Origin of the sequence: Microcystis sp. M169S2 (assembly GCF_020245865.1) — a bacterium.
In the GTDB taxonomy this organism is placed as follows: Bacteria; Cyanobacteriota; Cyanobacteriia; order Cyanobacteriales; family Microcystaceae; genus Microcystis; species Microcystis ichthyoblabe_A.
Window position 1 is genome coordinate 1 of record NZ_JADBUB010000127.1, and the last position, 22709, is coordinate 22709.

Consider the following 22709-nt stretch of genomic DNA (forward strand, 5'->3'; position numbering starts at 1 on the left):
AGAAAATTCCCCAAGCTCCCTCTCTGTCCAGCAATGCTCTAAAGTTGATAAATATCAATCTAACAAAAACTCAAAGCCCTATTGTACAAACTTTACAAGCATGAGTTGTTGATAGTTTTGCATGACAGGTTCGGTAGAGCCTGAAGTCATTGGAGAAGCTGTTAAACAACTCTCTCCTGAGATTAGAAAAAAATATCCTGAAATTACTTGGCGTAAAATTGCAGGGTTTCGAGATATTTTAATCCATAGCTACACGGGAATCAATATAGATGAAGTTTGGGGAGTTATTAAAGATAATTTACCTAAATTAAAACAACAAATTCAGCAAATTATTGCTAATGAAAATCATTAAAATCAGTTGACAACATGGAGGTAAGACCTAAGCCATTAGGCATTTTTTTGGTCAAGCATCAAACCCATTCAGCCACTATCCTTAAAAAGATAGCGTGGTGAGGATGTCAAAGAATCATCAAAAATAGCAGCGGTTGCCCCCTAGTTCTATAATCAGATCACGGCTAATTTGATTGGCTATCGACCCTATTCATGTCTATCTCCCCACCCCGTTCAGGTTACACTTTACCGGTTTTTGCCTGTGCCAGTGCGATCGCATCTCTCCAGCATCTCCACGGCGAAAATGAGCTAAATTCCGTTACTTTTAATCTTTTAGAACCGCCAGAAACGGTTACAATTGCCATCGAACAAGTTGCCCGACTGAACCCCGATGCTGCCCTAGCCATCACCCGCAGCGATCCGGGGGATAATTTAGATTTAACTAGAAATACCCCTATATGGGCGTTAGTAGAAAGAAAAACGGGTAATCAAGAGATAGAGATTCAAGGCGGCGAAGGAATCGGCCTACAGGTTGATAATGGTGGAAAATCAGCTATTTATAGTTATGCCCAGCGTCTGCTGCAAGAAAACCTCAGACCCCTGTTACTGCCCCAAGAAAGCATCAAAGTGACGATTATCCTGCCAGAAGGCAAAAAACTGGCCACAAGGACTTCTAACGCCGCTTTTGGCGTGGTAGAGGGATTATCCTTGTTGGGTACCACTGGCATTTCCCAACCCCTGAGCGCTCCTGGACAGCTGGAAATCTTTCGCGAGCAATTAAAAATTTTATCTCTTCGTTTCGATCGCTTGGTGTTTTGTATCGGGGAAAATGGCTTAGATTTAGCCCCTCAAATGGGCATTAATCCTGATATTTTGGTAAAAACAGCCAATTGGATCGGGCCGATGTTATTAGAGGCACAATTACAGGGAATCTCTGAAATTCTTTTGTTTGGTTATCACGGTAAATTAATTAAACTTGCCGGGGGAATCTTTCAGACTCACCATCATCTGGCCGATGGTCGTCGGGAAATTCTCACCGCCTACGCCGCTAAAATGGGTTTAGCTACCCCCCATCTCCGGCAAATTTTTGACAGTAGCACCAGCGAAAACGGTCTGGAATATCTGCGTCAATTAGACCGGCAAACGGGAGATAATTGGGTGGAACGCATCTATGGAGAAATGGCTAATACTATAGATCGCCGTTGCCAAGAATACGTTTATAACCACAGTAACGGTCATCTTGGGGTCGGTTGTATTTTATTCGATCGCTCTCGTTCTTTGATCAGCAAAAGCGAAAATGGCCTTAAATTTTTGCAAAATCTACCAGTTACTCCCCAGTGACCGTGCTATGATCGTGGGAATATTTAGTCTTAAAAAATGAAACTAATAAGGCGATACTATTGTAGCTTATTTTCAGAACAATAGCCGATTTAGTTTACAAATCTTTAACCTTTTCCTGCCAGTTTCTTTTCTTGATCGTAGTGACAACTCAAACCCCCCTTCCCACCCCCCAAGAGACTTTGCCCTCAGAGTCCTTCACTAATAGCCTTAATCGTCAAATAATCATCATTCTTGACTTTGGCTCCCAGTATTCTGAATTAATCGCCCGCAGAATCCGGGAAACGAACGTTTACTCCGAAGTTCTCTCCTATCGTACCAGCGCCGAACAATTAGCCCAAATCAACCCGAAAGGAATAATTCTTTCGGGCGGTCCCAATTCCGTCTATGATCCGGGGGCGCCCCACTGTGATCCCGAAATTTGGAATTTAGGTGTACCCATCCTCGGAGTTTGCTACGGGATGCAGTTGATGGTACAGCAGTTAGGAGGCAGGGTAGAACGGGCAAAACGGGCCGAATACGGCAAAGCATCCCTATTTATCAACGATCCTACCGATTTATTAACCAATGTCGAGGACGGTTCCACCGCTTGGATGAGTCACGGGGATTCCTGCGTGGAATTGCCTGCGGGTTTTGAAATTCTCGCTCATACCGATAATACCGATTGTGCGGCCATTGCCGATCACCAGAAAAAACTCTTTGGAGTGCAGTTTCACCCGGAAGTTGTCCATTCTGTGGGAGGAATCGCCTTAATTCGCAATTTCGTCTATCATATCTGCAAATGCGAACCCACTTGGACCACGGAAGCTTTTGTCGAGGAATCGATCCGAGAAATTAGGGCAAAAGTGGGCGATAAGCGAGTTTTATTGGCTTTATCCGGCGGTGTGGACTCCTCTACCTTAGCATTCCTGTTGCATCGAGCGATCGGTGATCAACTAACCTGTATGTTTATCGATCAGGGATTCATGCGTAAGGGTGAACCAGAACGATTAATGCAGATATTTAACGAGCAATTCCATATCGGAGTCCAATATGTCAACGCTAGAAAGCGATTTTTAGCGCAAGTGGCCGGTGTCACCGATCCCGAAGAAAAGCGCCGTCGTATCGGCCATGAATTTATTCAGGTGTTTGAAGAAGAATCGAATCGTTTGGGACCCTTTGATTATCTGGCCCAAGGAACTTTATATCCCGATGTGATTGAATCGGCCGATAGTAATGTGGATCCCAAAACTGGGGAAAGAGTCGCGGTTAAAATTAAAAGTCATCATAACGTTGGTGGACTGCCGAAAAATCTCCGGTTTAAATTAGTCGAACCCCTGCGAAAATTATTTAAGGATGAGGTGAGAAAATTAGGTCGATCGATCGGTCTTCCGGAAGAAATTGTTCGTCGTCAACCTTTCCCTGGCCCCGGTTTAGCGATTCGCATTTTAGGGGAAGTAACCGCAGATAAATTAAATATTTTGCGCGATGCAGATTGGGTGGTGCGCGACGAGATTAATAAGCAGGGAATGTATCACGATTTCTGGCAAGCTTTCGCGGTTTTATTACCTGTCCGCAGTGTGGGGGTGATGGGAGATCAACGTACCTACGCTTACCCCATTGTCCTACGTTTAGTCAGCAGTGAAGACGGAATGACCGCCGATTGGTCGCGGGTTCCCTATGATTTATTGGAGACAATTTCTAATCGCATTGTCAATGAAGTTAAGGGAGTTAACCGCGTGGTTTATGATATTACTTCTAAGCCCCCCGGAACTATAGAATGGGAGTAGTATTGAATTATTGATTGAGGCTCTTCGGTTTGTGTTATGCAATGGACGGGGGTTATAAGGAATGAAACCCTTATAGAGACAGACATTACCGCGATTTTTGTCAATTGTTTGCGATCTGGAGCAAACTAACCAATTAAATCTCTTGCCAGATAAGGATTTAGTCGATTTATGCCCCCCTATCGAACCATACCAAGTAACGAAGAGCCTTGATTGATCGTTATTCCCGTCCAAATATTGGGACGGGATTTTTGCAGAATAGACAATTGAGGAGATTAATTACTACCATGGCACAGTTAGAGATGTGGGAAGAAATAGAAGCGGTGGATTTTGCCGGAGAAGAAGATATTGCAGGAGAATCAGCAAACCAAAAAAAGCTACAACTCAAAGAAATCTCCGACACTGTTGTTGCCAGCAGTGATTGGACTACCGCAACGATCCGCGATCAATTAATTCGAGAAAATATTCAACTCAATCCGCGCTTTCAAAGACGAGATGCTTGGAATATTACTCGTAAAAGTCGATTTATTGAATCCCTAATTCTAGGGTTTCCAGTCCCACAGATTGTCTTAGCTACTAATAACAAGGAAAAAGGTAAATTTATCGTTCTTGATGGCAAACAACGCCTACTAACAATTTTACAGTTTTATGGTGACAGTGACACACCTAATAATAGTTTTACTTTAAAAGATTTAGAATTTTTAGATGATCTCAATGGCTGCCAATATCAAGATCTAAAAAATGACTTCAATTTAAATGATTTCTTAGACCAACTGGATAATCAAACTATCCGCACGATTGTTATCCGTAATTGGAAAACGGAGAGTTTCCTCCATAAAATTTTTCTGCGTCTCAATGTGGAAAATACCCCTTTGTCTTCTCAAGAATTAAGACAAGCATTACACCCAGGAGGTTTTATTAATTTTTTAGATGATCGAGCGATCGAAAGTCAAGCATTAAAGAAAATATTTAAATCTTCCTATCCCGATTTCCGGATGCGCGACACTGATATATTATTGCGTTATGTAGCTTTTCATTATTATTTATCCGATTATCGCGGTGATCTTAAAAAATTTCTTGATAATGCTTGTGTTTCGCTTAATGCTCGATGGGATCAAAACTCAGAAGAAATCAAAAATATTATTGATCAATTTGAAAAAGCTGTCCAGACAACGATTAATATTTTTGGAGAGAAAAACTTTTCCCGTCTCTGGCTGCCTGAATCGGCAACTTATCGAAGTCAGTTCAATCGAGCAATTTTAGATGTGATGGTTTTTTACTTTTGCGATGATCTAATGAGAGCAGCTGCCGAGACAAACAAAGAACAGGTAGAAGAAGCATTTAAAAGTTTATGTCGTACTGCCGTTGATCGATTTAAAAATGCTGTATTAATTAGTACAAATACTAAACAATCAACCTATGATCGTTTTCATTTATGGGGTCAAGCTTTATCAGAAGTATTAGATATTAACTTCAATATTCCTCAGATGGAAGACAATCGTATTATTTTTAAGGGGTTAAGATAGTTAGTTTTTTTACTATGCCGAAATCTCTGAGATTTAGACAACTAACCAAAGAATTGAATCGACTAAAAAAACAATTCCTACCTCGTAAATTTAGCGAGATAAATGAATATTCTGAAAGACAATTAGCTTTAACTTTTGCCTATCGAGTTTTTGCTCATGCTGAGATTGAATCTTATCTTGAAGATCGAGTTTGGGATACAGTACAGACAGCAAAAAATATCTGGGATAATCAAGGTAAAGCTAGTGGAGTTTTGTTATGTGTAATCGCTTTTTCTGGTCAAGAAATGGAAAATCCTCCCGATACCATTACTCCTCTTAAAGGTAACAAAAATGTCTCCCTAGACAAACTGAAAATAACTAAAAAAATTGACATAGTGATTAGATGTTTTAAATCAGTTATCGATCAAAATCATGGGATTAAAGAAACTAACCTATTAAAATTACTCTTACCAATCGGCATCGATAGTGATGACTTAGATAAAGTTTGGTTAGCCAATATGAATACTTTTGGAGAAGAACGCGGTGAAATCGCTCATTCTTCGGGAATAAAAACGAAAAAAACGCCTAACCCTGCCGACGAATTAGAGAGAGTTAAACAAATTATTCAAGAATTAGAGAAAGTCGATCAATTGATTACTAACTTGCTCAAGTAATTCCACTCTTAATAAAACTTAAATTGTTAATTATATCAGAAATACAGTATAATAAAAGGCAGACAATAGAGAGCTAATCATCAAAGTGAAACATAGACCAATTGCGATCGATTTATTTGCTGGCTGCGGTGGGATGTCCCTTGGTCTAGAAGCGGCGGGATTTGATATTGCTGTAGCGGTGGAGTTTGATGCAGTCCATTCCTTGGTTCATCATTTTAACTTTCCCTATTGTCAAACTATTTGCCGGGATATAGCCAAAGTAACAAGTAGAGAAATATGGGAATTATTAAAACTAAAAGGCTATGCCACCGATGTTAGTTTAATTGCTGGTGGTCCCCCCTGCCAAGGTTTTTCACTGATCGGTAAACGACAAATAGATGATCCTAGAAATTCTCTTGTATTTGAATATCTGCGGATTGTAGGGGAAATTAAACCCAAGTATTTTATCTTTGAAAATGTCCCCGGCATGGCTACGGGTAAACATAAACAATTTTTAGAGGAGTTAATCTCTGAATTTGAAGCTATTGGCTATACAATTAATCAGCCGATTAAAATCCTTGATGCCAGTGAATACGGCGCACCACAAAAGCGCAGAAGATTAATCTTAATTGGTAGTCGAAAAGATGTGACGATGGCTAAATATCCTTTGACAAAGACCGTCGATTTAAACCCAGCCAAAAAATCAGCTTTTACCAGCGTCTATGATGCGATTTCAGATTTAGAATTAATACCAGCCTTTATCGATACTGATTTAGGCATACCCGCATCAAAATTAGATTATAGTGGTAAGAGGAAAAAATATTCAGTGCAGCCAAGGGATATTTTTAAACTTTGCCATCAAAGAACAGTAGATACAAAAATCTATGGACATATAGGCTCAGTTCATACCCAAAGATCAATTGATAGATTTATCGTAACCGAACCGGGTACAGTGGAACCAAAAAGTCGCTTTTTCAAGCTTTCTCCCACTGGTTTATGTAACACTCTCCGGGCCGGAACTAATAGCGACAAAGGGGCCTATACTGCTCCTAGACCTATTCACTATTCTATTCCTCGTTGTATTACTGTACGAGAAGCCGCCAGATTACATACATTCCCCGATTGGTTTCAGTTTCACCGCACAATATGGCATGGTTTTCGTGAGATTGGTAATGCAGTTATTCCGCTATTATCGAAAGAACTTGGTGATGCTGTGATGGGAGCAATGAATATTAATCCAGCCAATTTCAACCGAGTTATTTTAGAAAAAATGCCCGAAGACTTATTGCTATATAATATGTCTCAGGCATCAAACTATTGGGGAATCTCTGACGATGTTATCCCGAAAAGAAAACGAAGTGTCTCTCAGAGATAGTACGATTAACTGCCAATCGAACTTGACAAACTCGCTACCATCTTCCCACTCTCCTATACTTTTTAAACAGGATTTACTATCATTTTTATTATTCGGGAACTGTCCACCAAGCAAGAGCAAAAGCTTGTTCAATATCGTTAACTTGTTGAAGATATTGAACCCGAATTTTATATTTTCCAGAGATGGGTACAGGACAAAAAATATGCTCTAAACTATCACTATCACTCAGGGAAGCACAGGTGTATTTAGTATTATTATCCTCTTGGGCAGGTAAAAGATAAACATCTAAATTATTCAGGCCGCGATCCTGGAAACTTTCATCGATATCATAGAGATTATTGCGATTAGTATCGATTAGTTCTACCAAACGATCCCAAGCCAAAGTTATCGAAACAAAACTATTAGCTTTTAAGGGCTTCTCTAGGGCATAATCTTGATAACTATTAGCGGTAACTGTAGCGTAATCCCAACCAATAGCAGGAATAGATTCTGCGGCGGACCATTGACCATTACTAAACTGTTGGTAGGCGCGAAAAGTGTTAAGATGTCCCGTCCCCATCTGTATATCTAAAGGAATTTTCGGGTCTTTATAAGCATCGGACTCTAACCAAGTTTTTTGGTCTTTAGTTAAGACTGTCCGTCTCATACCTAGCCGTAACCCATCACCCGTATCTTTAATTTTATCGGCAGCATTAAGCATCACTGCCTTCATCACTTGATGATGACGAGAATCGAGACTCCAATGGGGATTTTTTTGATTAATTTGTTGATCGCCGTATTCTTGTAAAAGTGCCACGGATGCCGTAATATGAGGAGCGGCGAAACTGGTGCCACTAACAGTATTTAATTTACCTTTGAGGTCATAAAGCTCTATTTTATTGCCGGGGGCAACTAAATTAATTGACCGCCGCAAACCATCATTAATTTCCCGTTTAATTAAACTGCGACCAATACCCACCGGCAAAGCACTAATATTAGCAAAATCAACTTTAGTAAATTTTCCTTCTCTTTTGGCTGTATAGGCGGTAGTAATGCCGTTAAAATGATCGGTGGGAATGGGAATTCCTCCCTTACCTTGATTACCGGCAATTACATAAAGAACATCATCAACTCGCGATGACCAATCAACACATTGAGTTAATAAAGCTTGACCATCTAATTTTGGTTCCTGTCGCTGATCTCTTTGCAAAGATTCCCCAAAACTAAAGTTAATTGCTCGCACATCACCGCTATTTTGTCGGGCAATATTTTGACTGGTAAGACATTCTTCCGGTTGTCCGCCGCGTCGCAAAGAACCCACCGCCCCCGAATATAATCTCGCTTTTGGGGCCACTCCGGGGATTTTTTTATCATCACTGACCATCACCGTTGCCACCATAGCGGCGTGATTATCTAGATAGGTGTTGGGTTTGGCAATTTGATCGCGAAAAAAAACACCGGCTAATTTATAGGGAGGCTGCCAAGCTGCCACTTTATCATAACCGAACTGAGCCGGTCGGCCGATTTCCACTTGACCGATGGCAATTTTTCGCCCTAATAAATTATAGGGTTCCCCCCGCAGGCGATCGGCATAAATTCCCTGTTCACCGATGGAATTAGAAAGAACTAGGGAAGGAAGCAGAATTATCGTTACTACTAACCCGACGACAAACCAAAACCCTCTTTTCATCATCAGCAATCCTGCGGCAGTAAGGTGATATTGATCCATTCTAAGACAGAAATATCAGAAAATACCTAAATCTCTTTTTTGGCTAGGTGGGATGGTAATAAAAAGCCACGGCCAAGATTAAATAGGTGGCTAGTAATAGGGTTCCATCTAACCAATTGGAACGACCAGTAAAGCTGATTAAATTAGTGACAACCACCGCTACAATCAAAGCCACCACGTTAAAGGGATTAAAATTTAAATCCATCGGTTGCTGCCAAAATTGACCGATAAAAACTAATAAAGGTGCCACGAATAAAGCCACCAATAAACTATCACCCATAGCCACGGAAACCGTTAAATCCATCTGATTTTTTAGGGCTAATTGAATGACGGTAACTATTCCAGAAACATCGCTAATTAAAGGAATGAAAATCACCCCGATAAAGAGAGGAGTGAGATTAAATCCTTCCATCACCGATTCCACTACATCAACAAATAAATCCGACTCATAAGCTACAGCTACGGTGGAAGTAAGCAGCACAAGTAACCAAATCCAGACTTGAGCTTTTTCTTCCTCACTAACCTGATTGTCGGGGGTATTTTCGTTACTTAATCCCACTTCGTAGAGATAGCTATGGGTTTTCAGGGAAAATAATAAAGTTAACCCGTAAACTATTAATAAAACCGTAGCGGTAACTAGGGAAAGACTGAGAATATCGGCAACTTCCACCACGTTAGAAGTATATATTACCAAAGTTGGTAAAGCGATCGCTATTACTGCTAAAGTCATGGAAGAACCATTTACCCGCGCTAAAATCGGTTTAAATTCCTGCTCTTTGTAGCGAATTCCTCCCGTGAGCATTCCCATGCCCATAAATAATAATAAATCGCTGAGAATACTGCCAGTAATACTTGCTTGTACGATGTCCACCAAGCCTTTTTTTAGGGCAATTAAGGCAATAACTAAAGTGGTAGTATTGCCAAAGATAGCATTAACTAATCCTCCCAAAGTTGGCCCGGTGACTACGGCAACTCTTTCCACAGACGTACTTAACCAAATTGACAGGGGAATAATCGATAAAGCGGCAGTGATAAAAATAGCTTGATCTCCCCAATTAAGACGACTAGCGACCACCGATAGGGGAATAAATAATAGGAAAGCAAAGGAGACAATTTTTCTTAAATTCATGGGTTATTAATGGCGATTTCTCCCACCATTCCCGCCTCGGCATGACCCGGAATAGTACAGATTAATTTATACTTACCAGTTTTGAGGGGAACTATCACCCATTCTGCCTGTGCATTAGGTTTTAATTCTAGTTCGTGAATTGCCCCTTTAATCTCCACTTTTCCCGCTTCAACTTTCTGAGTCCAACTAGCATCAGCGAAGTCTTTAGCGGTAAAATAATGTTTAGTGGGACTGGGATTATCGAGGATTAATTTGTATTTTTGCCCAGCAATAAAGTCTAATTGACTAGGAAAGAATTTTAATTCTCCTTGCCCGGAGCCTAGACTAATTTTAACTTCTAGAGGGGCGGATGCAGCGAAGGCGGGAAAAGTCACTAACCAACAACTAATTAAAATTATTACTACTGCCACAAATTTTTGATAGATATCCTTGCCAGCGAAGTAGGGATTAGAATTCATTTTGCTCCTGCAGCTGATAATAGAGAAAATCTGGCGGCTTTGACGATAATTTTAGAACAAGTGGTGATTCTTACTGGCTGCCTTCCCTTCCATTCCCTAAAAGTCCCTTGGCCACTGTTCAAACCTCGGGACTTCTAGCCACTGTAATTTAAATCGACAAAATTAATCTAAGCTATCGGGAGAATGAGGATAAAGTTGTTCTGCTTCCGGACAATCTTCCGAGACATTAATATCAGGATTCGTCCGCGACACGGAGGCCAGTTTTCTGCTCACCGCACCAATACTTTCTAAACGCACCATTTCTTCCCAAGAACTAATCTCGTCTTCTTCTTCTGTTTCGTAGCGAATGGTGACGAGATCGCTTTCTAGATCGATAATACGAGCATTATCAATCCATCTTTGCTGATCGCGCAAGAAAATGCAGACTTCCTGACCATCCATACAGAATTGATAAATCTTGCGGTGTAACATAAATTGCTCCTAAACAGCTTCTTTTGTTGAATTCAACTAACGGGAAGTGACAAAATGCCAATCTCAGCAATAGCTCAAAAATTCCCGTGGGTAACACAAAAAGGAGAAAAATTCCGCTAGTAGTGGCAAGAATGGGGAAGGAAAGTCAGGTTTCCAGTTTGGGACTACGTTCTTCAAAGACATCGATTCGATTAATAGACGGCCTCGGCGATCGGTAAAAAATCGCCCTTATAGAGTCATTGTTACATAAATTTTCACTTCATAACAGTATCTGTGGATGGAATCGGGAAATGGGGAGATAGGGAAATTTCCACTAAAACCTCAACACTTCAACCTCCTAACCCCGATGCTGATTTAAAATAGCCATCATCTTTTCGGCCACCGCTGCTGTTTGTTCAAGCATGGCAAAATGACCACAATCGGATAACTCAATCATGTTGCCGCCAGTTTCAAACAAGGGATGAAAACTGGCCAGATGGTTAACGTACTTAACTTCCATAATCGTGTCCTCTTTCCCCGCCAGAAAATAGACCGGCTGCGGGAGACGGGAGACAATCTGGGGTAAAAGATGAACTTCGCCGATAGTGGTGGTTTCCAAAAGTGACCCTAGGGCCGCTTGGTAATCGGCCCGGACAAAGTCAATCACTCGCTGTTTGCCCCATTTTTTACTTAGGGTTTGCTTGACCATCATCCGCGAGAATAAAACATCAATCAAGGGAACATGGGGCAACCAGGGCGGTCTTCTCTCTAAAATCTGTCTTCCGGCTTCCCGAAATCGCTCAAATTCCTCCTTTAGATAGATGCCGCCGCCGGCATTCATACAGATTACCCCTTTAATGCGTTCAGGACAGCTATCCGCGGCCCACAAAGCAACACTACCACCGAGGGAATGACCGACTAACCAAGCAGCATCGAGGTTTAAGCGGTTAAGAAGGGTAATAACGTCTTGGGAGTAGGATTCAAGGTTATAACTGCTAGGAGGACTGTTAGAGGTGATTTTTTGGGAGTCGCCAAAGCCCCGGAGATCATAAACTAGACAGGGATAGTCTGGGGAGAGAATATCTACCAAAGGCTGCCAGTAGTGACGACTCAGCAGCCAACCGTGTATAAAGACTAAAACCGGTTTATCTCCTTGGGGCGAAAATAACTCGTAACTGTGGGATACTCCCGATATGTCGATGGTAGGCATATAATCAATCTCAACCTAAGTTAAACCGTTGATAGGGGTTACTAGGAAAACTTCTAGGGAAAAATAACTGTATTTAGCCTTGTTTATAGAGCAAAATCAGGGAGGGTTGGGATATTCCCCCGATAGCTGATGGATCACTGCTATAGACAATTTCAAAAGCTTCTACTTAAAGTATAAAACACTGGAGATACCTCTCTAAAATAGGATGAAAACCCTAGACCAGGATTTATCTATGAAATGCGATCGCTTTTTGACTCTTTCCCTCGTGTTAAGTCTGGGATTAGCTTTTCCCCCTTCTTTACCCGCTCAAAATCCCCCCGCTACCACCTTTCAACCGGGTCCTTGGCAGCCGGTTGCTAGGGTGAATATGAGTCGTCCCGTGGAGATCAAAATTATCAATCAAACCGATATTGACCTCAATTATGACCTATCGGCCAATATTAATTCCTCTCCCCAATTATTATCTCCTGGTACGGAGACAACCCTAAAAGGTTTGGTAATTCCAGCATATATTCTGATTAATCGGGCTAATGCCGCCTCGGATCGCGATTCTTCCAGTTTAATCTATGCCGTAGAAGTCAATCAGGATAATTTAGTCACGATTACTGTTACCAAAGTTCCGGGGAGTACCCCCGGTTATACCACCTTTAACATCAATCAACAGGGTGCTATTTATATTTACTAGCTCTAGCTTAGGGCGATCAGGCCACAATTATATTATCGCGATCGAGATTTATTCGAGATCGATCGACAATTGTAACGTTTTAGTCAATTAACGGTAATTTCCGCCCCAGGAAAGTTAAATTAATAGGGATATAACTCGTAAATTAAGTAGCTGGTTATAATTAAATTAAAAATGGATTTTAGGTTCGATCCCCCCTGCCCCCCTTGATAAGGGGGGTGCCGATCCCCCCTTAGTCCCCCCTTAATAAGGGGGGCATCTGATAATTTTTCAAGCCTACCTACTTAGCCTACAAAAGGTTAAAAAATCTCCTACAAACCTGGCGAGGACAAACATGAATACAATCACTAATTTTTTAGCTAGTGCTATTGTCGGTGGTTGGATTATGACTATGGCAGTTTTTGCTATCCAAAATATCCAACCAGTTTCTTTAAAGTTTCTACAATTTGAGTCAATTAAGGTACCCATCGGCATTTTATTGGCTTTTTCTTTGGGAATAGGATTTTTTATCGCCGCAATTATTCCCGCTTTTTTCAGAAAGTCGAAAAAATCTCCTCGCAGTCGCTTTTCTTCCCCACAATCGGAGTTAGACGAATTGGATTTTTGAATAGGACTGACTGAATAAAATTAGAATTCAGTCCAGTTAAAGGTTTCAATCCCTTTTTTTCCAAACAGGTGCAAGGTTAAGCTGTTCGTAATTTAAATTGCTTGTTGAGACGAGGCAAGAGGCAAAAGGCAACAGTAAAGGGATTGGGGGAGGTTCGGCTAATCTAAGAATAAGCGGGTTAAATGCGTCTTAAGGTTATAATACCAAATCCGTTTTTAATAGTCTGGTTAACTCCCAAGCGAACTTTAAAAACCCACTTCCCACAGCCTAGGATTATAAAGGGAAGATTTGAGCGAAATTTTCAGCAATAGTTTTAGCTTTCAATTCACTGACGAAATTTTTACGAGGAGCTACCGTCGCTCCGAATACAGTAACTATCTGGTAATTTCCTAAATCAGCAATCCACACGGGAGAAGGTTTAGCTCCACCACTGACTTTACCACAGAGATTACCATCATATTCTCTTTGACCATTTTTACCGGTAATTTTCAAAGTATCACTGTGAAGAATCGCTAAAGCATGGGGTTTACCTCTTTGTTCATTTCCTGCACAGACAAAAATTTGACAGTTACTATCGGCCGCATCAATCCATTGATTTTGTGAAACTTGATCTACTGTTCTGAGATTATTAGTATTGATATTGGTTTCACTAATTTTATCCAAAATACCATAAAAATCTTGCAATCTTTGCTGAAATTGTTGTTTAAACCCCTGCACATCCTTGGCAATTGCCCAAAAATCTTCTTCACTGTCAATATACAATGTCGAACCACGAAACCAGGGGGCGTATTCACGAGTTTTGCGAGAATAATTAGGTCGTCTTGCACCTTGACCAATACCACCCATATCAGCTAAAAACCAAAGCAAATATTTAGCTAATTTTTTAACATCTTCTTGTTTATCTTTTGGGGTTTCAGAAGATAAAGATAAGACTAAAGTTCCCCGTTGTTCACCACAAGGGTCATTTTTACCCTGAGCATTGGTTCGAGGTTCTTTTTGGGTAACTTTACCCTCAAGAATATTCACTTGTAGATAACCGTATTTTTTAGGATTAATACCTCCAAATAATTCAGCTTCAATCTTTTGAACTTCGTTAATAGGTAAAACTCCAGATGCCAAAACACGAAACCAGTATCGCAGCATCGATTTAAAGGCTGTCGGACGAACTTCTGCAACGGGTGCGCTCCGCATTTGCCATTCATTGCGTCGGTGATTCCATTGCCATTGGGTGAATCGTTGATAACCATGAATTAATTGACCTTCTAGCTCGAAATTTAATCGATAAAAACTCGAATCGTTGTCATTTTTATTATTATCAGGATGAATATTATCATCAATTGGCTTTAATTCACCGTAACCACTATTTACCTGTGAACCTATACCAAGCTGTAGCCCTTTATTAAGCCATTGTCTTACCTGTTCAAGTATCTTTTTATCCTCACAGTTACTAGCTAGACGTAAACCAATTAAAAAAGTTGGTTCTTTGAGAGACAAAAAAGGATTAGGGTTAGGAGAATATTGGGTAGAATCATCTTTCCATGACCAAATATTATTAGCCATGTCCACTTCTAATCCACCATTTTTAGTCGGTAAAGGATAGGCATCAAAAAAGATAACTTTACCCGTTTTATTTTTTTTCTCTTTGGCGTTTATATCACCAAAATAGAGAGTGGTTTTTTCCACAGCTTCTTTCCATTCCAGATTATTTTCCGCCATGATTTCTCGGATGGCTTGGTTTCTGGCAACACCGCGCAATGTACTAGATGGAATATAGGGCATTCCGAGGGCATCAAAGGCAGGTAAAAGAATACTTTCCGGTCCACGATGACCACCGACACGAATACGCCAGGTGGATTTGACTTGAAAAGTGATTCCGTCTTTCGCTAACAGTTGGGTACGTTGATTGAGTTGGTCAAGACGCTGAGTGTAGTTAGCATTTTCTTGGGCTGTTTGCAGAATTTGGGTTTTAGTCGCATCTTTGTGTGGATAGTCGGCAGCACGCATCCAACGGAGATATTCGACAAAACTGGCTGATTGGTCAGGTTGAGGTTCCTTTTCGGCGTTTAACCAGGGTGAGGGTTGAGGAGGATTATTATTGCCGCCGCCGCCACTAGGAGGCTTTTTGGGGGGTTGGTGGTTATTTTGCTGCTGTATAGCCGGATTTTTTAGGGTGGGTTTTTGGGGGCGATTAGGGGGTGGTAAGGGGCTATGGGACATAATAATTATAATTTCCTTTCTGGTTGAATGAATGATCAAAACTGTGGTGATAATTTATCTGAGCTAGTCGCCACTTTCCACATCGGAATAGATGGCGTTAGCCCAGAAGCTAAATTCTTGGGCGATTTCCAAGCCTAAACCCGTTAGACCCAGATAATCATCGGTAGATAAATCTTTGAGAGTAGTTAATCCTTGAGAATTAGAAAGATTATTTATTTGAGATAACTCTTCTAGGCATTGAAAATACTTTTTAACGACCTCTTTTTTTCCTTCTTGATTTAGGGTAGTTTCCTCAGCTTTTAGGCGCATCATTCCCCAAGTCGAAAGATAGGTATAAAGTTCAAGAGCTTGTTTTTTTTGTTCTTTGCGGCGACTATCATCACCAGTATTTAAATATAATTCTTCTAAAGCATTGAACACGAGATTGCTAATCGTTCTAGGGTCGAATGTCACGGTTATTTTGGCTCCAAAAGTTAAAAAATATTCCCTGACCAAAGGGCATCAAGAGAAATGACAATATCGGGAAATGCGACGGCAGATAAAGTTCCTGTAGTAAATTTTTCTTGATATTGATAATCAGAATTTATCGGTTGACGGAAAATATAAATCTCTCGATTTTTGATAGCAACTACCCAATATTCTGTAATACCAGCTTGGGCATAGATGCGTTTTTTATCGGTTAAGTCTTTACTGAGAGTTGAGTCAGAAATTTCGATTAACCAAAAAATTTCATCGGCATGGGGATGATGATCTCGATAGCGAGAACGAGGGGGAAAAACTATAGCGATGTCGGGTTCAGGTTCTGAGTTTTCTAGGGTAATGAGTCCAACTTCTCTTACCCATGCTTTATCCTTGAGATGTTGACGGAGAAAATTAGCTAATCCTTCTCCACTATCTTTGTGTAAAGGGCCTTCTGGACTCATTTCGAGAATATCTCCATTCAGTAATTCTACACGCCGATCAATTAAAATTCCCGCCGCAATCATGCGATGATAATCGACCACTGACCATTTAGCTAAGGCAAGATTATCAGTCATAAATTACCTCTACAATTGTTGCACAAAACCGCGTCCTAAACTTTCCTGCCCACCGATTTGAATAATGTCATTATTTGCTAATAACCGTTTAAAATCAGCTTGGGATTTTTGTTTGGTTTGATTAGCTTGAGAGGTGACACCCCAAGGAAAATACATTAAGGTATCGGGGGGAATAGCTTCTTCATAACGAAGTCCACCATCGACGGATTTATGCTCATCTAATTTAATTTTAACTTGTCGCCATAAACTCATTTGAATGAGAGTCGTGCAATGCTGATCGGGTAATACTAAGACTTGATTAATGCCACTGCTGACAGAGTTTTGGGGAATAAAACTTGACCAAGTTGACCAGTCTTTTAGATCATTATCCTTGAGAATGGCATCCTTGAGATAGACGTTCCTGTTAGCTCTTTTAAAACTACAGCTATATTCGGGGGGAATTGTCAGACGAGGATTAGTTAATCTTGTCCAACGACGGAGAAGTAAAGGCGAAGTGATCCAGACGACACCGTGACTTAGAGAAGAGATGGGCAACCAGAGAATCGAGCCATCTCCTATCCAGATGTCTCCCTGTACCAAGTTTTCTGCATTTCGATCGATTTCATTACCGAATAACTTAAATTTTAGGGTTTCTTCGGTAGCTAAAGAACGGATTTTCCCGCGAATCGTACTGGAGGGAACATAGGGTAAAGTGGTATGGGATTCACGAGCAATACCGACTAGATTCCCTTCTTGAGTCATCCCTCCGGTGTGTAGGGGAGAAAGTAGATAGAAGTGAATTAAGTTCATGATTAATTAACCTGAGTTCAGGATAAGGAAAAGGACGGTTAGTAAGCTGAAAGTAACCTAAAATTCCGATAACCTGTCCTAATATTTAGTTTAGATGCTTTATTTGATCCTGTAGATGATTTCTGTCACCAGTTTGAAGGGCATTGGCCCCAGAAGTTATGGCATCATGGAGTAATCAAACGAGTAAGGGCAAAAAGTCGGCTCTCTTATTCTTTGTTTGATCAGTTTAACTTAACTATAGAAGCGATCAATCTTTGTGTCCTCTGTCTCTGGAGTGGAAGGAACCACTCCAGAGACAGCAAGACTGTATCTTAGAATACATTTTACCCACCAAACCTAAGAGAGCTAAAAGTCTCTGTTTAAGTGAGATAATGACCATTTTGATTGTTTGTCATCAGAATCATTAACGCAATTTTCAGCACTTCTATTTCGATCCTGTAGGTTAACTATTCTCCTTATAGTTTATCCAAAGTAATTCTGAGTAGCCTAATTTGCGCCAGCGTTGGTGATATTCGGGACTATCGGGCTGATCTTGAAATAGGCGCTCGGGTTGATTTAAATAGTATTGACTACCCGGGGGGGCGGCGAAGACTTGGGGGGCGGGAATGCTAATATTTTCTTTTGATTGAATGCGGCAACTGATCGGGATAGATCGATCGGTTGCGACACTGACTAAATGTCCAGGTTTCTGATTACTATTAACAGTATGGGCGAGTTTCCATTCCCAGGGCCAAGAGCGACACATGGCTTGATTATTATCGTGACGGCGTTCAAAAATCCCGGGGGTAACGAGATAAGCGATCGCTTTTTTTCTTTGTTTAAAGTTCTCCTCAGATTGTTGTTTTAATTGTTGCCATTGTTGACCTAACTCATCACATTTTTCCAGCATAACTCGGTGTCCTTCTCCTCCTAACCGTAAAGTTGTGGGAGTGGGAATATTAACATCGATTCCGATCGCTATACTCCAACCGGATAGCATTCGGATCGCTTTTTCCACAAAGTATCCATCGGCATCTTTTACCCGTTTGCTTCCCGGTTTTATGGCGTTATGAGAACGAATTTCTTCTCGCCAGGGTTTATCTTCTCCTTCGTGCTTGACTAACCATTGAGAGGGATCGATCGCTCCTGTTTTTAAATAATCGAGAATAACTTCAAAAGGTAGATACTGACGATATTTACCTTCGTTCTCTTCTTCCTCTTGATTTTCTCGATTTTGGCAATTTTTGCGAAGTTCAGTCTTAGCTAAAGGGGCGGGTTTCAATCGATCCCAAAATATATGGTTTTCTGAAATCGTTAAATTATCACTCCAAGAAATAGGAATTAATGGATCAGAATTGGCGAATCCTAAAGGACGGGGTAGATATAAAGTATCTCCAGCAAAAGATAGGAATGGACCGGTGATTCTAAAATAGCCATTTTTAGAGCGATCCAGTAAAGCACTTAAAGCCCCGGCGATCGTGTAACTGTTGGGGGGAAATGTACTTCCCACCCAGGCTGTTTCCTTGGAGCTAAAGGGTTTCGCATCGCGGAGGAGAAGAACATCTAGGGGAGTGATTGTGTACCAATACATGACAGTGAATCTCCGATCTTAATCTCTCTTTTTCGAGTCATAAAAGCTGCTAGTTTAAGCCAATTGTTGATAGCTTCATTAAGAACTTCTGGTGTGTTTTCTGTAGTTTGCCAAAGGCTATCTAGAAAGTTGACAAGTTCTTTTTGAATCTTCTCTGTTTGTTTTTCTGATAAGTTCTCCCGACGGCTACAGAAGGCTTTTGTCCATGGAAAAATCGCTTCTTGTACTGGTGCGGGATGTTGTTCCCAAATTGTAGCAGCTTGTTCAAAGATACTGGCATCTAAATTCAATTCTAAGAGTTTTTGCCATTGATAAAAAACATCAAACTTAGCCGTAGATTTTAGAATGTTTCCGTTGCCGTAGAGAACGCGCACTTGTACAGCGTCTTTTTTGACTTTTTTGCCGTCAAAGCCTTTATAGGCGTGTTCCTTGGCTTTTTTCTCAGCTTCCCAGAGATTTTCTAGGGCGATAGCGAGGGGTACAGAATGATGAGCGATGACAATACCGAAACTGATAGTCGCCCGCTTTCCCATGGTAAATAGGGGACGTTTGGCGAGATTTTCGGGAGGTTTTTCGCCTTCCCATTGCCAATAGTCACCAGCGTTATTAAATTCGCCATGGGGGTCTTTTTCTCCCTTAAAACATTGGCGGATATCCCATAACCATTTATCCCATTCCCAGAGATTAGTATAGGCAAGAATATCATCACCACCACCATAGATTAAGCGTCCAGCATAGCGTTGTTCGGTGAGATAGGGAACGAGTTGATTAGAGAAGTCTAAAAGGGCGCGACTGAGGGCGCTATGGGTAGATGGTCCCATGGGTTTATCGAGGGTGACAAAATCGGCAAAAGCTTTTTGCACTTCTTTTTCTAGGGTATCGGTTTCGGTCGGGGGATGATCGGCGTATTGATGAAGTGACTTAGGGATATATTCTCGATAGGGTTTCATTTTTTGGCCTTTTAACCATTCCCCCATTTCGTCACCATCTCCTGCGGCGATAACATACCAATCAGCCGGGTTATTGTTGGGATAGTTTTGGTCAATTAATTGGCTTAATTGATGGCGATAATTAGCCACTTCTTCATCGGCAATCTCTAGTTCTTCTACTAACCATCCCGCATTAAGAAATCGAGGGTGATAACGTTTATATTCCGGTTCGATGTGATCGTCAATGTAAGGGATTCCCCACGGTTGGGTAAGTGCTGAGGGAATATTTTTACCGTCTTTTCTTAGCTTACGGGAGATGGTGCGACAAACTCGATGGAAATAGTCTATATCACCACCTGTTTTGAGATAACCGGCGACTCCCACAGTTAAATCGGGATAAGCGGCATCTAGACGCTTTTGGCCGCTATTTTTTAAGAGTTTTGGCAGGATTAGGTGTAATCCACGTTTAACGGTTTCGGTGGCGTTGAGTTGTTCGATACCATCGAATAATCCGGCATTTCGTTGCCAATATTGTTGTGTTTGACCTTCAGTTATCCAATCGTTGTCACCATCGGGATGGACGACGGGTCCGAGTCCAGAAATGGTAGAACGGGGACCGAAAGCGGTGGGAATCTGCCAATCGCGGGCATTTTTGACGGCAGCAAGGGCAGAAAGGTTTTGCTCGACAGCACTACTCCACCAAGAACCAACATTAGAGCTAAAAGGATATTTTTTGCAATTCTGAAGACGTAATTCTCCGGCTTTTTGCAGAAATTCCTGCTCTTTTTCTAAAAATAGAGCTTTTTTATCGTAGAGATTATAAAGTTCGTTTTGTTTATCTGGCCAGCTTTGCGCTTTTTCTGGGGCTTCGGCTTGATTTTCGTCGATATTTTCGTTTTCTTTGTAAATTTCGCCACTGATGAGGGGTTGGTCTTCTCTACCGATGGGAACCCCCACATAATAGGTTTGCCATTGGGCATTTAACCAACTGTCCCAGGTACGACTATTTTCTTTTAATTTGGGCATCCAGTGACGTTTTGCCAATTCCTCGAAAACTTGCCGACTAATTTCTTTCCATTGTTTTAATAGGCTAGATTTGGCGGTTTGCATAGCCGCCGCGACTTTATCTTTGGGCAAGACGAGGATAATAATGTGGGGAAATCCGGCGGTTAGTAATTGTTGATCGCCCGGTGGGTCGATCCAGGAGCTAAAATCGGGGTATTTTTCTAATAACCATTGATCGATTAAGGGTTGTGCGTAGAGAGAGGGATAGATCAAACTATCGGGGCCGTATTGTTGGGCGAGTTGCCAGCAGACTTTAGCGGATAAATAGTGCAGAATCCAGGAACCTGCCCAAAAATCGCCCATTTTGCGGCTGGCTTTGATTAGTTCTTGGACTGGGGAAAAGCTGAAACTAACGAGATAAGGGTGAGATAATTGTTTTCCTGTCGGCCATTTATTGACCACATCTTCGGAGGTGAGATCATATCCCGCTAGGGTCCCGGCAATGGCCGCTGTTAAACTGGCATGACTCCAGATCGATCCGTCTGGTATTCTGGTTTCGGCGGGCATTAGGAGCAGATTTTCGTCATCGAGTAATTTCGCCGCTGCTTGGGGAAGACAGCGCCATAACCACCAAAATAGTTCTTTAGCTTCGTTTTCTGAGATTCCTGTGCGTAGTCTGGCGGGAATTTGGTTAAATAGTCGGTTTTCTTGTTCTTTTAAGTAATCCGTGCGGTTAGAAGCGATTTTCTGATGAGTTGTGTTAGCTAATTTGAGATCTAAGGGTTCTCCGGAGAGGAGATGACGCAATTCTAGACCTGTTTGTTGATCGTAGTTAACGAATTGGGTTAAACTAGAGATCGCCACTCGATCACTGGCCGAGGTGATATGGTCAGCTAGTTTGATTTGTTTAAGAATTTTTTTAGTCGATTCTTCGGGGTTATATTTTCCCCACAACTTCATTACTTCTAAATCTCTCCAGAAGCTGTTATCATCCCGTCCTGAGTTGCTATGTAAGGCTTTGAAGACGGGATCGTGTAGTAGTCCCCAGATTTTCGCTTGCCAGTATCCCAGAGCCACAAACGCCTCAACTTTTTGCCGACTGATCTTCTCGTTACACTTAATATGCCCTAGTAATCCTTGAAGATAACAGGGTATTTAAAAGATTTTTAGTAAAAGGCTTCAAAAGCTTATCCTGTCTGAGTTTCTGCTAACATAGATTTTTTTCTATGATTATTATATTTGGATAGTTTTTTGTCTATGCAAACTCTTTATCCGGTAAAATCCCTCGACATACCACAGGCTGGAGATTTTGGCGGTTTATATGGCTGATTTACCGAAAAATTGGGTTTAAAGCCTCGCCCTTTTAGGGCGACTTTATAGGATGATTGAATAGAAACTTGACAAGATATTTATAGTAATGTTACATTAACCCCATCTCTATACTTATTGAAGAAATTAGTTGAATGGAAACAAATGGATTCTCCCGACTTCAAGTTTTCAACTGCCTGACTCTCTGCTTGTGCTTAGAAATTAATTGAATGGAAACGTCTAGTTTTTCAATAAATGGTTTGGCAACGTGCCGGACTCTCTACTCGTGCTTAGAAATTAATTGAATGGAAACATTTGTAGGGTTAATTCATGAATTAACCTCTCTATTCGTGCTTAGAAATTAATTGAATGGAAACACGCTTTAAATTGTGGATTGAAATTTTGTATTTAAGTAGGTAGGCGTTAAAAATTATCAGATGCCCCCCTTATTAAGGGGGGATTAAGGGGGGATCCCCCCACCTATCGGCACCCCCCTTATCAAGCTATCCCTTATAGGGATCTTTCTTAACAATTTTTTCAGTAAGCACTCCAACCCTTATCCTGACTTGATTTCAGTTTTTTCTTTGTCAGTAAGGGTGTCAACAAGGAATATTACAGATTGTTAACCGAGTCTTGAAAGCCA

General features: G+C 41.1%; 19 protein-coding genes. 8 read left to right on the plus strand and 11 right to left on the minus strand.

All coding sequences use genetic code 11. The features are described 5' to 3' along the window. The first annotated feature begins 121 nt into the window (after positions 1-121). From IM485_RS13035 to IM485_RS13060, 6 genes are all read left to right on the plus strand, one after another. Entirely contained in the window at positions 122-352 is a 231-nt protein-coding gene (locus IM485_RS13035; RefSeq protein WP_104395658.1) for a HepT-like ribonuclease domain-containing protein, read from the plus strand. A gap of 191 nt (positions 353-543) precedes the next feature. Next, entirely contained in the window at positions 544-1671 is a 1128-nt protein-coding gene (gene cbiD / locus IM485_RS13040) for a cobalt-precorrin-5B (C(1))-methyltransferase CbiD (protein ID WP_104395659.1), read from the plus strand. Between the two features lie 140 nt (positions 1672-1811). Further along, positions 1812-3437, plus strand: a complete 1626-nt coding sequence (guaA, locus tag IM485_RS13045) for a glutamine-hydrolyzing GMP synthase (protein WP_002789801.1) — start codon at positions 1812-1814, stop codon at positions 3435-3437. Between the two features lie 284 nt (positions 3438-3721). Continuing rightward, a complete protein-coding gene (locus IM485_RS13050) occupies positions 3722-4960 on the plus strand; it encodes a DUF262 domain-containing protein (RefSeq protein WP_104395660.1) in 1239 nt (412 codons plus the stop codon). Between the two features lie 14 nt (positions 4961-4974). Next, positions 4975-5613: a HEPN domain-containing protein gene (locus tag IM485_RS13055; RefSeq protein ID WP_287743553.1), complete on the plus strand. Its 639-nt coding sequence runs from the start codon at positions 4975-4977 to the stop codon at positions 5611-5613. Positions 5614-5698: 85 nt separating this feature from the next. After that, positions 5699-6967, plus strand: a complete 1269-nt coding sequence (locus IM485_RS13060) for a DNA cytosine methyltransferase (RefSeq protein WP_287743556.1) — start codon at positions 5699-5701, stop codon at positions 6965-6967. Between the two features lie 88 nt (positions 6968-7055). Here IM485_RS13060 and IM485_RS13065 read toward each other — a convergent pair whose 3' ends face one another. The 5 genes from IM485_RS13065 to IM485_RS13085 all read right to left on the minus strand — a co-directional run bounded on the left by IM485_RS13065 (position 7056) and on the right by IM485_RS13085 (position 11922). Continuing rightward, the gene (locus IM485_RS13065) at positions 7056-8675 is read right to left on the minus strand and encodes a S8 family serine peptidase (RefSeq protein WP_104395662.1); all 1620 of its coding nucleotides are present in this window, start codon (positions 8673-8675) and stop codon (positions 7056-7058) included. A gap of 43 nt (positions 8676-8718) precedes the next feature. Continuing rightward, positions 8719-9804, minus strand: coding sequence for a calcium/proton exchanger (gene cax / locus IM485_RS13070; protein WP_002751443.1), 1086 nt, complete (start codon positions 9802-9804; stop codon positions 8719-8721). Next, positions 9801-10262 (minus strand): cupredoxin domain-containing protein, encoded by a 462-nt coding sequence (locus tag IM485_RS13075; RefSeq protein ID WP_287743560.1) that lies wholly within the window; start codon positions 10260-10262, stop codon positions 9801-9803. The genes cax and IM485_RS13075 overlap by 4 nt, the downstream gene beginning before the upstream one ends. A gap of 162 nt (positions 10263-10424) precedes the next feature. Continuing rightward, positions 10425-10733 (minus strand): DUF6679 family protein, encoded by a 309-nt coding sequence (locus IM485_RS13080; RefSeq protein ID WP_002735547.1) that lies wholly within the window; start codon positions 10731-10733, stop codon positions 10425-10427. A gap of 337 nt (positions 10734-11070) precedes the next feature. Next, on the minus strand, positions 11071-11922 hold the full coding sequence (locus IM485_RS13085) for an alpha/beta fold hydrolase (RefSeq protein WP_104395664.1): 852 nt from the start codon (positions 11920-11922) through the stop codon (positions 11071-11073). Between the two features lie 232 nt (positions 11923-12154). On the opposite strand from IM485_RS13085, the gene IM485_RS13090 reads away from it, so the two are divergent. Beyond that, positions 12155-12607, plus strand: coding sequence for a hypothetical protein (locus IM485_RS13090; protein WP_104395960.1), 453 nt, complete (start codon positions 12155-12157; stop codon positions 12605-12607). A gap of 331 nt (positions 12608-12938) precedes the next feature. Beyond that, positions 12939-13211, plus strand: coding sequence for a lipopolysaccharide assembly protein LapA domain-containing protein (locus tag IM485_RS13095; RefSeq protein WP_104395665.1), 273 nt, complete (start codon positions 12939-12941; stop codon positions 13209-13211). Positions 13212-13484: 273 nt separating this feature from the next. Here IM485_RS13095 and cmr6 read toward each other — a convergent pair whose 3' ends face one another. The 6 genes from cmr6 to cas10 form a co-directional block, all read right to left on the minus strand. Next, positions 13485-15428, minus strand: coding sequence for a type III-B CRISPR module RAMP protein Cmr6 (gene cmr6 / locus IM485_RS13100; protein ID WP_287743565.1), 1944 nt, complete (start codon positions 15426-15428; stop codon positions 13485-13487). A gap of 63 nt (positions 15429-15491) precedes the next feature. Continuing rightward, positions 15492-15881, minus strand: coding sequence for a hypothetical protein (locus IM485_RS13105; protein WP_287743567.1), 390 nt, complete (start codon positions 15879-15881; stop codon positions 15492-15494). Between the two features lie 20 nt (positions 15882-15901). Next, positions 15902-16465 carry a Uma2 family endonuclease gene (locus tag IM485_RS13110; protein ID WP_287743569.1) on the minus strand — a complete coding sequence of 188 codons (564 nt, stop codon included), beginning with the start codon at positions 16463-16465 and terminating at the stop codon, positions 15902-15904. 9 nt (positions 16466-16474) lie between these two features. Beyond that, positions 16475-17254 carry a type III-B CRISPR module RAMP protein Cmr4 gene (cmr4, locus tag IM485_RS13115; RefSeq protein WP_287743571.1) on the minus strand — a complete coding sequence of 260 codons (780 nt, stop codon included), beginning with the start codon at positions 17252-17254 and terminating at the stop codon, positions 16475-16477. Between the two features lie 442 nt (positions 17255-17696). After that, positions 17697-18824: a type III-B CRISPR module-associated Cmr3 family protein gene (locus tag IM485_RS13120; RefSeq protein WP_287743573.1), complete on the minus strand. Its 1128-nt coding sequence runs from the start codon at positions 18822-18824 to the stop codon at positions 17697-17699. Beyond that, the gene (gene cas10 / locus IM485_RS13125) at positions 18797-21835 is read right to left on the minus strand and encodes a type III-B CRISPR-associated protein Cas10/Cmr2 (RefSeq protein WP_287743575.1); all 3039 of its coding nucleotides are present in this window, start codon (positions 21833-21835) and stop codon (positions 18797-18799) included. Before cas10 ends, IM485_RS13120 begins: the two co-directional genes overlap by 28 nt. Between the last annotated feature and the right edge of the window lie 874 nt (positions 21836-22709).

Excerpts from the sequence above, each read along its gene's own strand:
- IM485_RS13055 (WP_287743553.1), top strand. The coding sequence starts at position 4,975 with ATGCCGAAATCTCTGAGATTTAGACAACTAACCAAAGAATTGAATCGA.
- IM485_RS13110 (WP_287743569.1), bottom strand. The coding sequence starts at position 16,465 with ATGACTGATAATCTTGCCTTAGCTAAATGGTCAGTGGTCGATTATCAT.
- IM485_RS13035 (WP_104395658.1), top strand. The coding sequence starts at position 122 with ATGACAGGTTCGGTAGAGCCTGAAGTCATTGGAGAAGCTGTTAAACAA.
- IM485_RS13120 (WP_287743573.1), bottom strand. The coding sequence starts at position 18,824 with ATGTATTGGTACACAATCACTCCCCTAGATGTTCTTCTCCTCCGCGAT.
- cax (WP_002751443.1), bottom strand. The coding sequence starts at position 9,804 with ATGAATTTAAGAAAAATTGTCTCCTTTGCTTTCCTATTATTTATTCCC.
- IM485_RS13090 (WP_104395960.1), top strand. The coding sequence starts at position 12,155 with ATGAAATGCGATCGCTTTTTGACTCTTTCCCTCGTGTTAAGTCTGGGA.
- IM485_RS13075 (WP_287743560.1), bottom strand. The coding sequence starts at position 10,262 with ATGAATTCTAATCCCTACTTCGCTGGCAAGGATATCTATCAAAAATTT.
- IM485_RS13085 (WP_104395664.1), bottom strand. The coding sequence starts at position 11,922 with ATGCCTACCATCGACATATCGGGAGTATCCCACAGTTACGAGTTATTT.
- cbiD (WP_104395659.1), top strand. The coding sequence starts at position 544 with ATGTCTATCTCCCCACCCCGTTCAGGTTACACTTTACCGGTTTTTGCC.
- IM485_RS13050 (WP_104395660.1), top strand. The coding sequence starts at position 3,722 with ATGGCACAGTTAGAGATGTGGGAAGAAATAGAAGCGGTGGATTTTGCC.
- cmr6 (WP_287743565.1), bottom strand. The coding sequence starts at position 15,428 with ATGTCCCATAGCCCCTTACCACCCCCTAATCGCCCCCAAAAACCCACC.
- IM485_RS13095 (WP_104395665.1), top strand. The coding sequence starts at position 12,939 with ATGAATACAATCACTAATTTTTTAGCTAGTGCTATTGTCGGTGGTTGG.
- IM485_RS13065 (WP_104395662.1), bottom strand. The coding sequence starts at position 8,675 with ATGGATCAATATCACCTTACTGCCGCAGGATTGCTGATGATGAAAAGA.
- cmr4 (WP_287743571.1), bottom strand. The coding sequence starts at position 17,254 with ATGAACTTAATTCACTTCTATCTACTTTCTCCCCTACACACCGGAGGG.
- IM485_RS13080 (WP_002735547.1), bottom strand. The coding sequence starts at position 10,733 with ATGTTACACCGCAAGATTTATCAATTCTGTATGGATGGTCAGGAAGTC.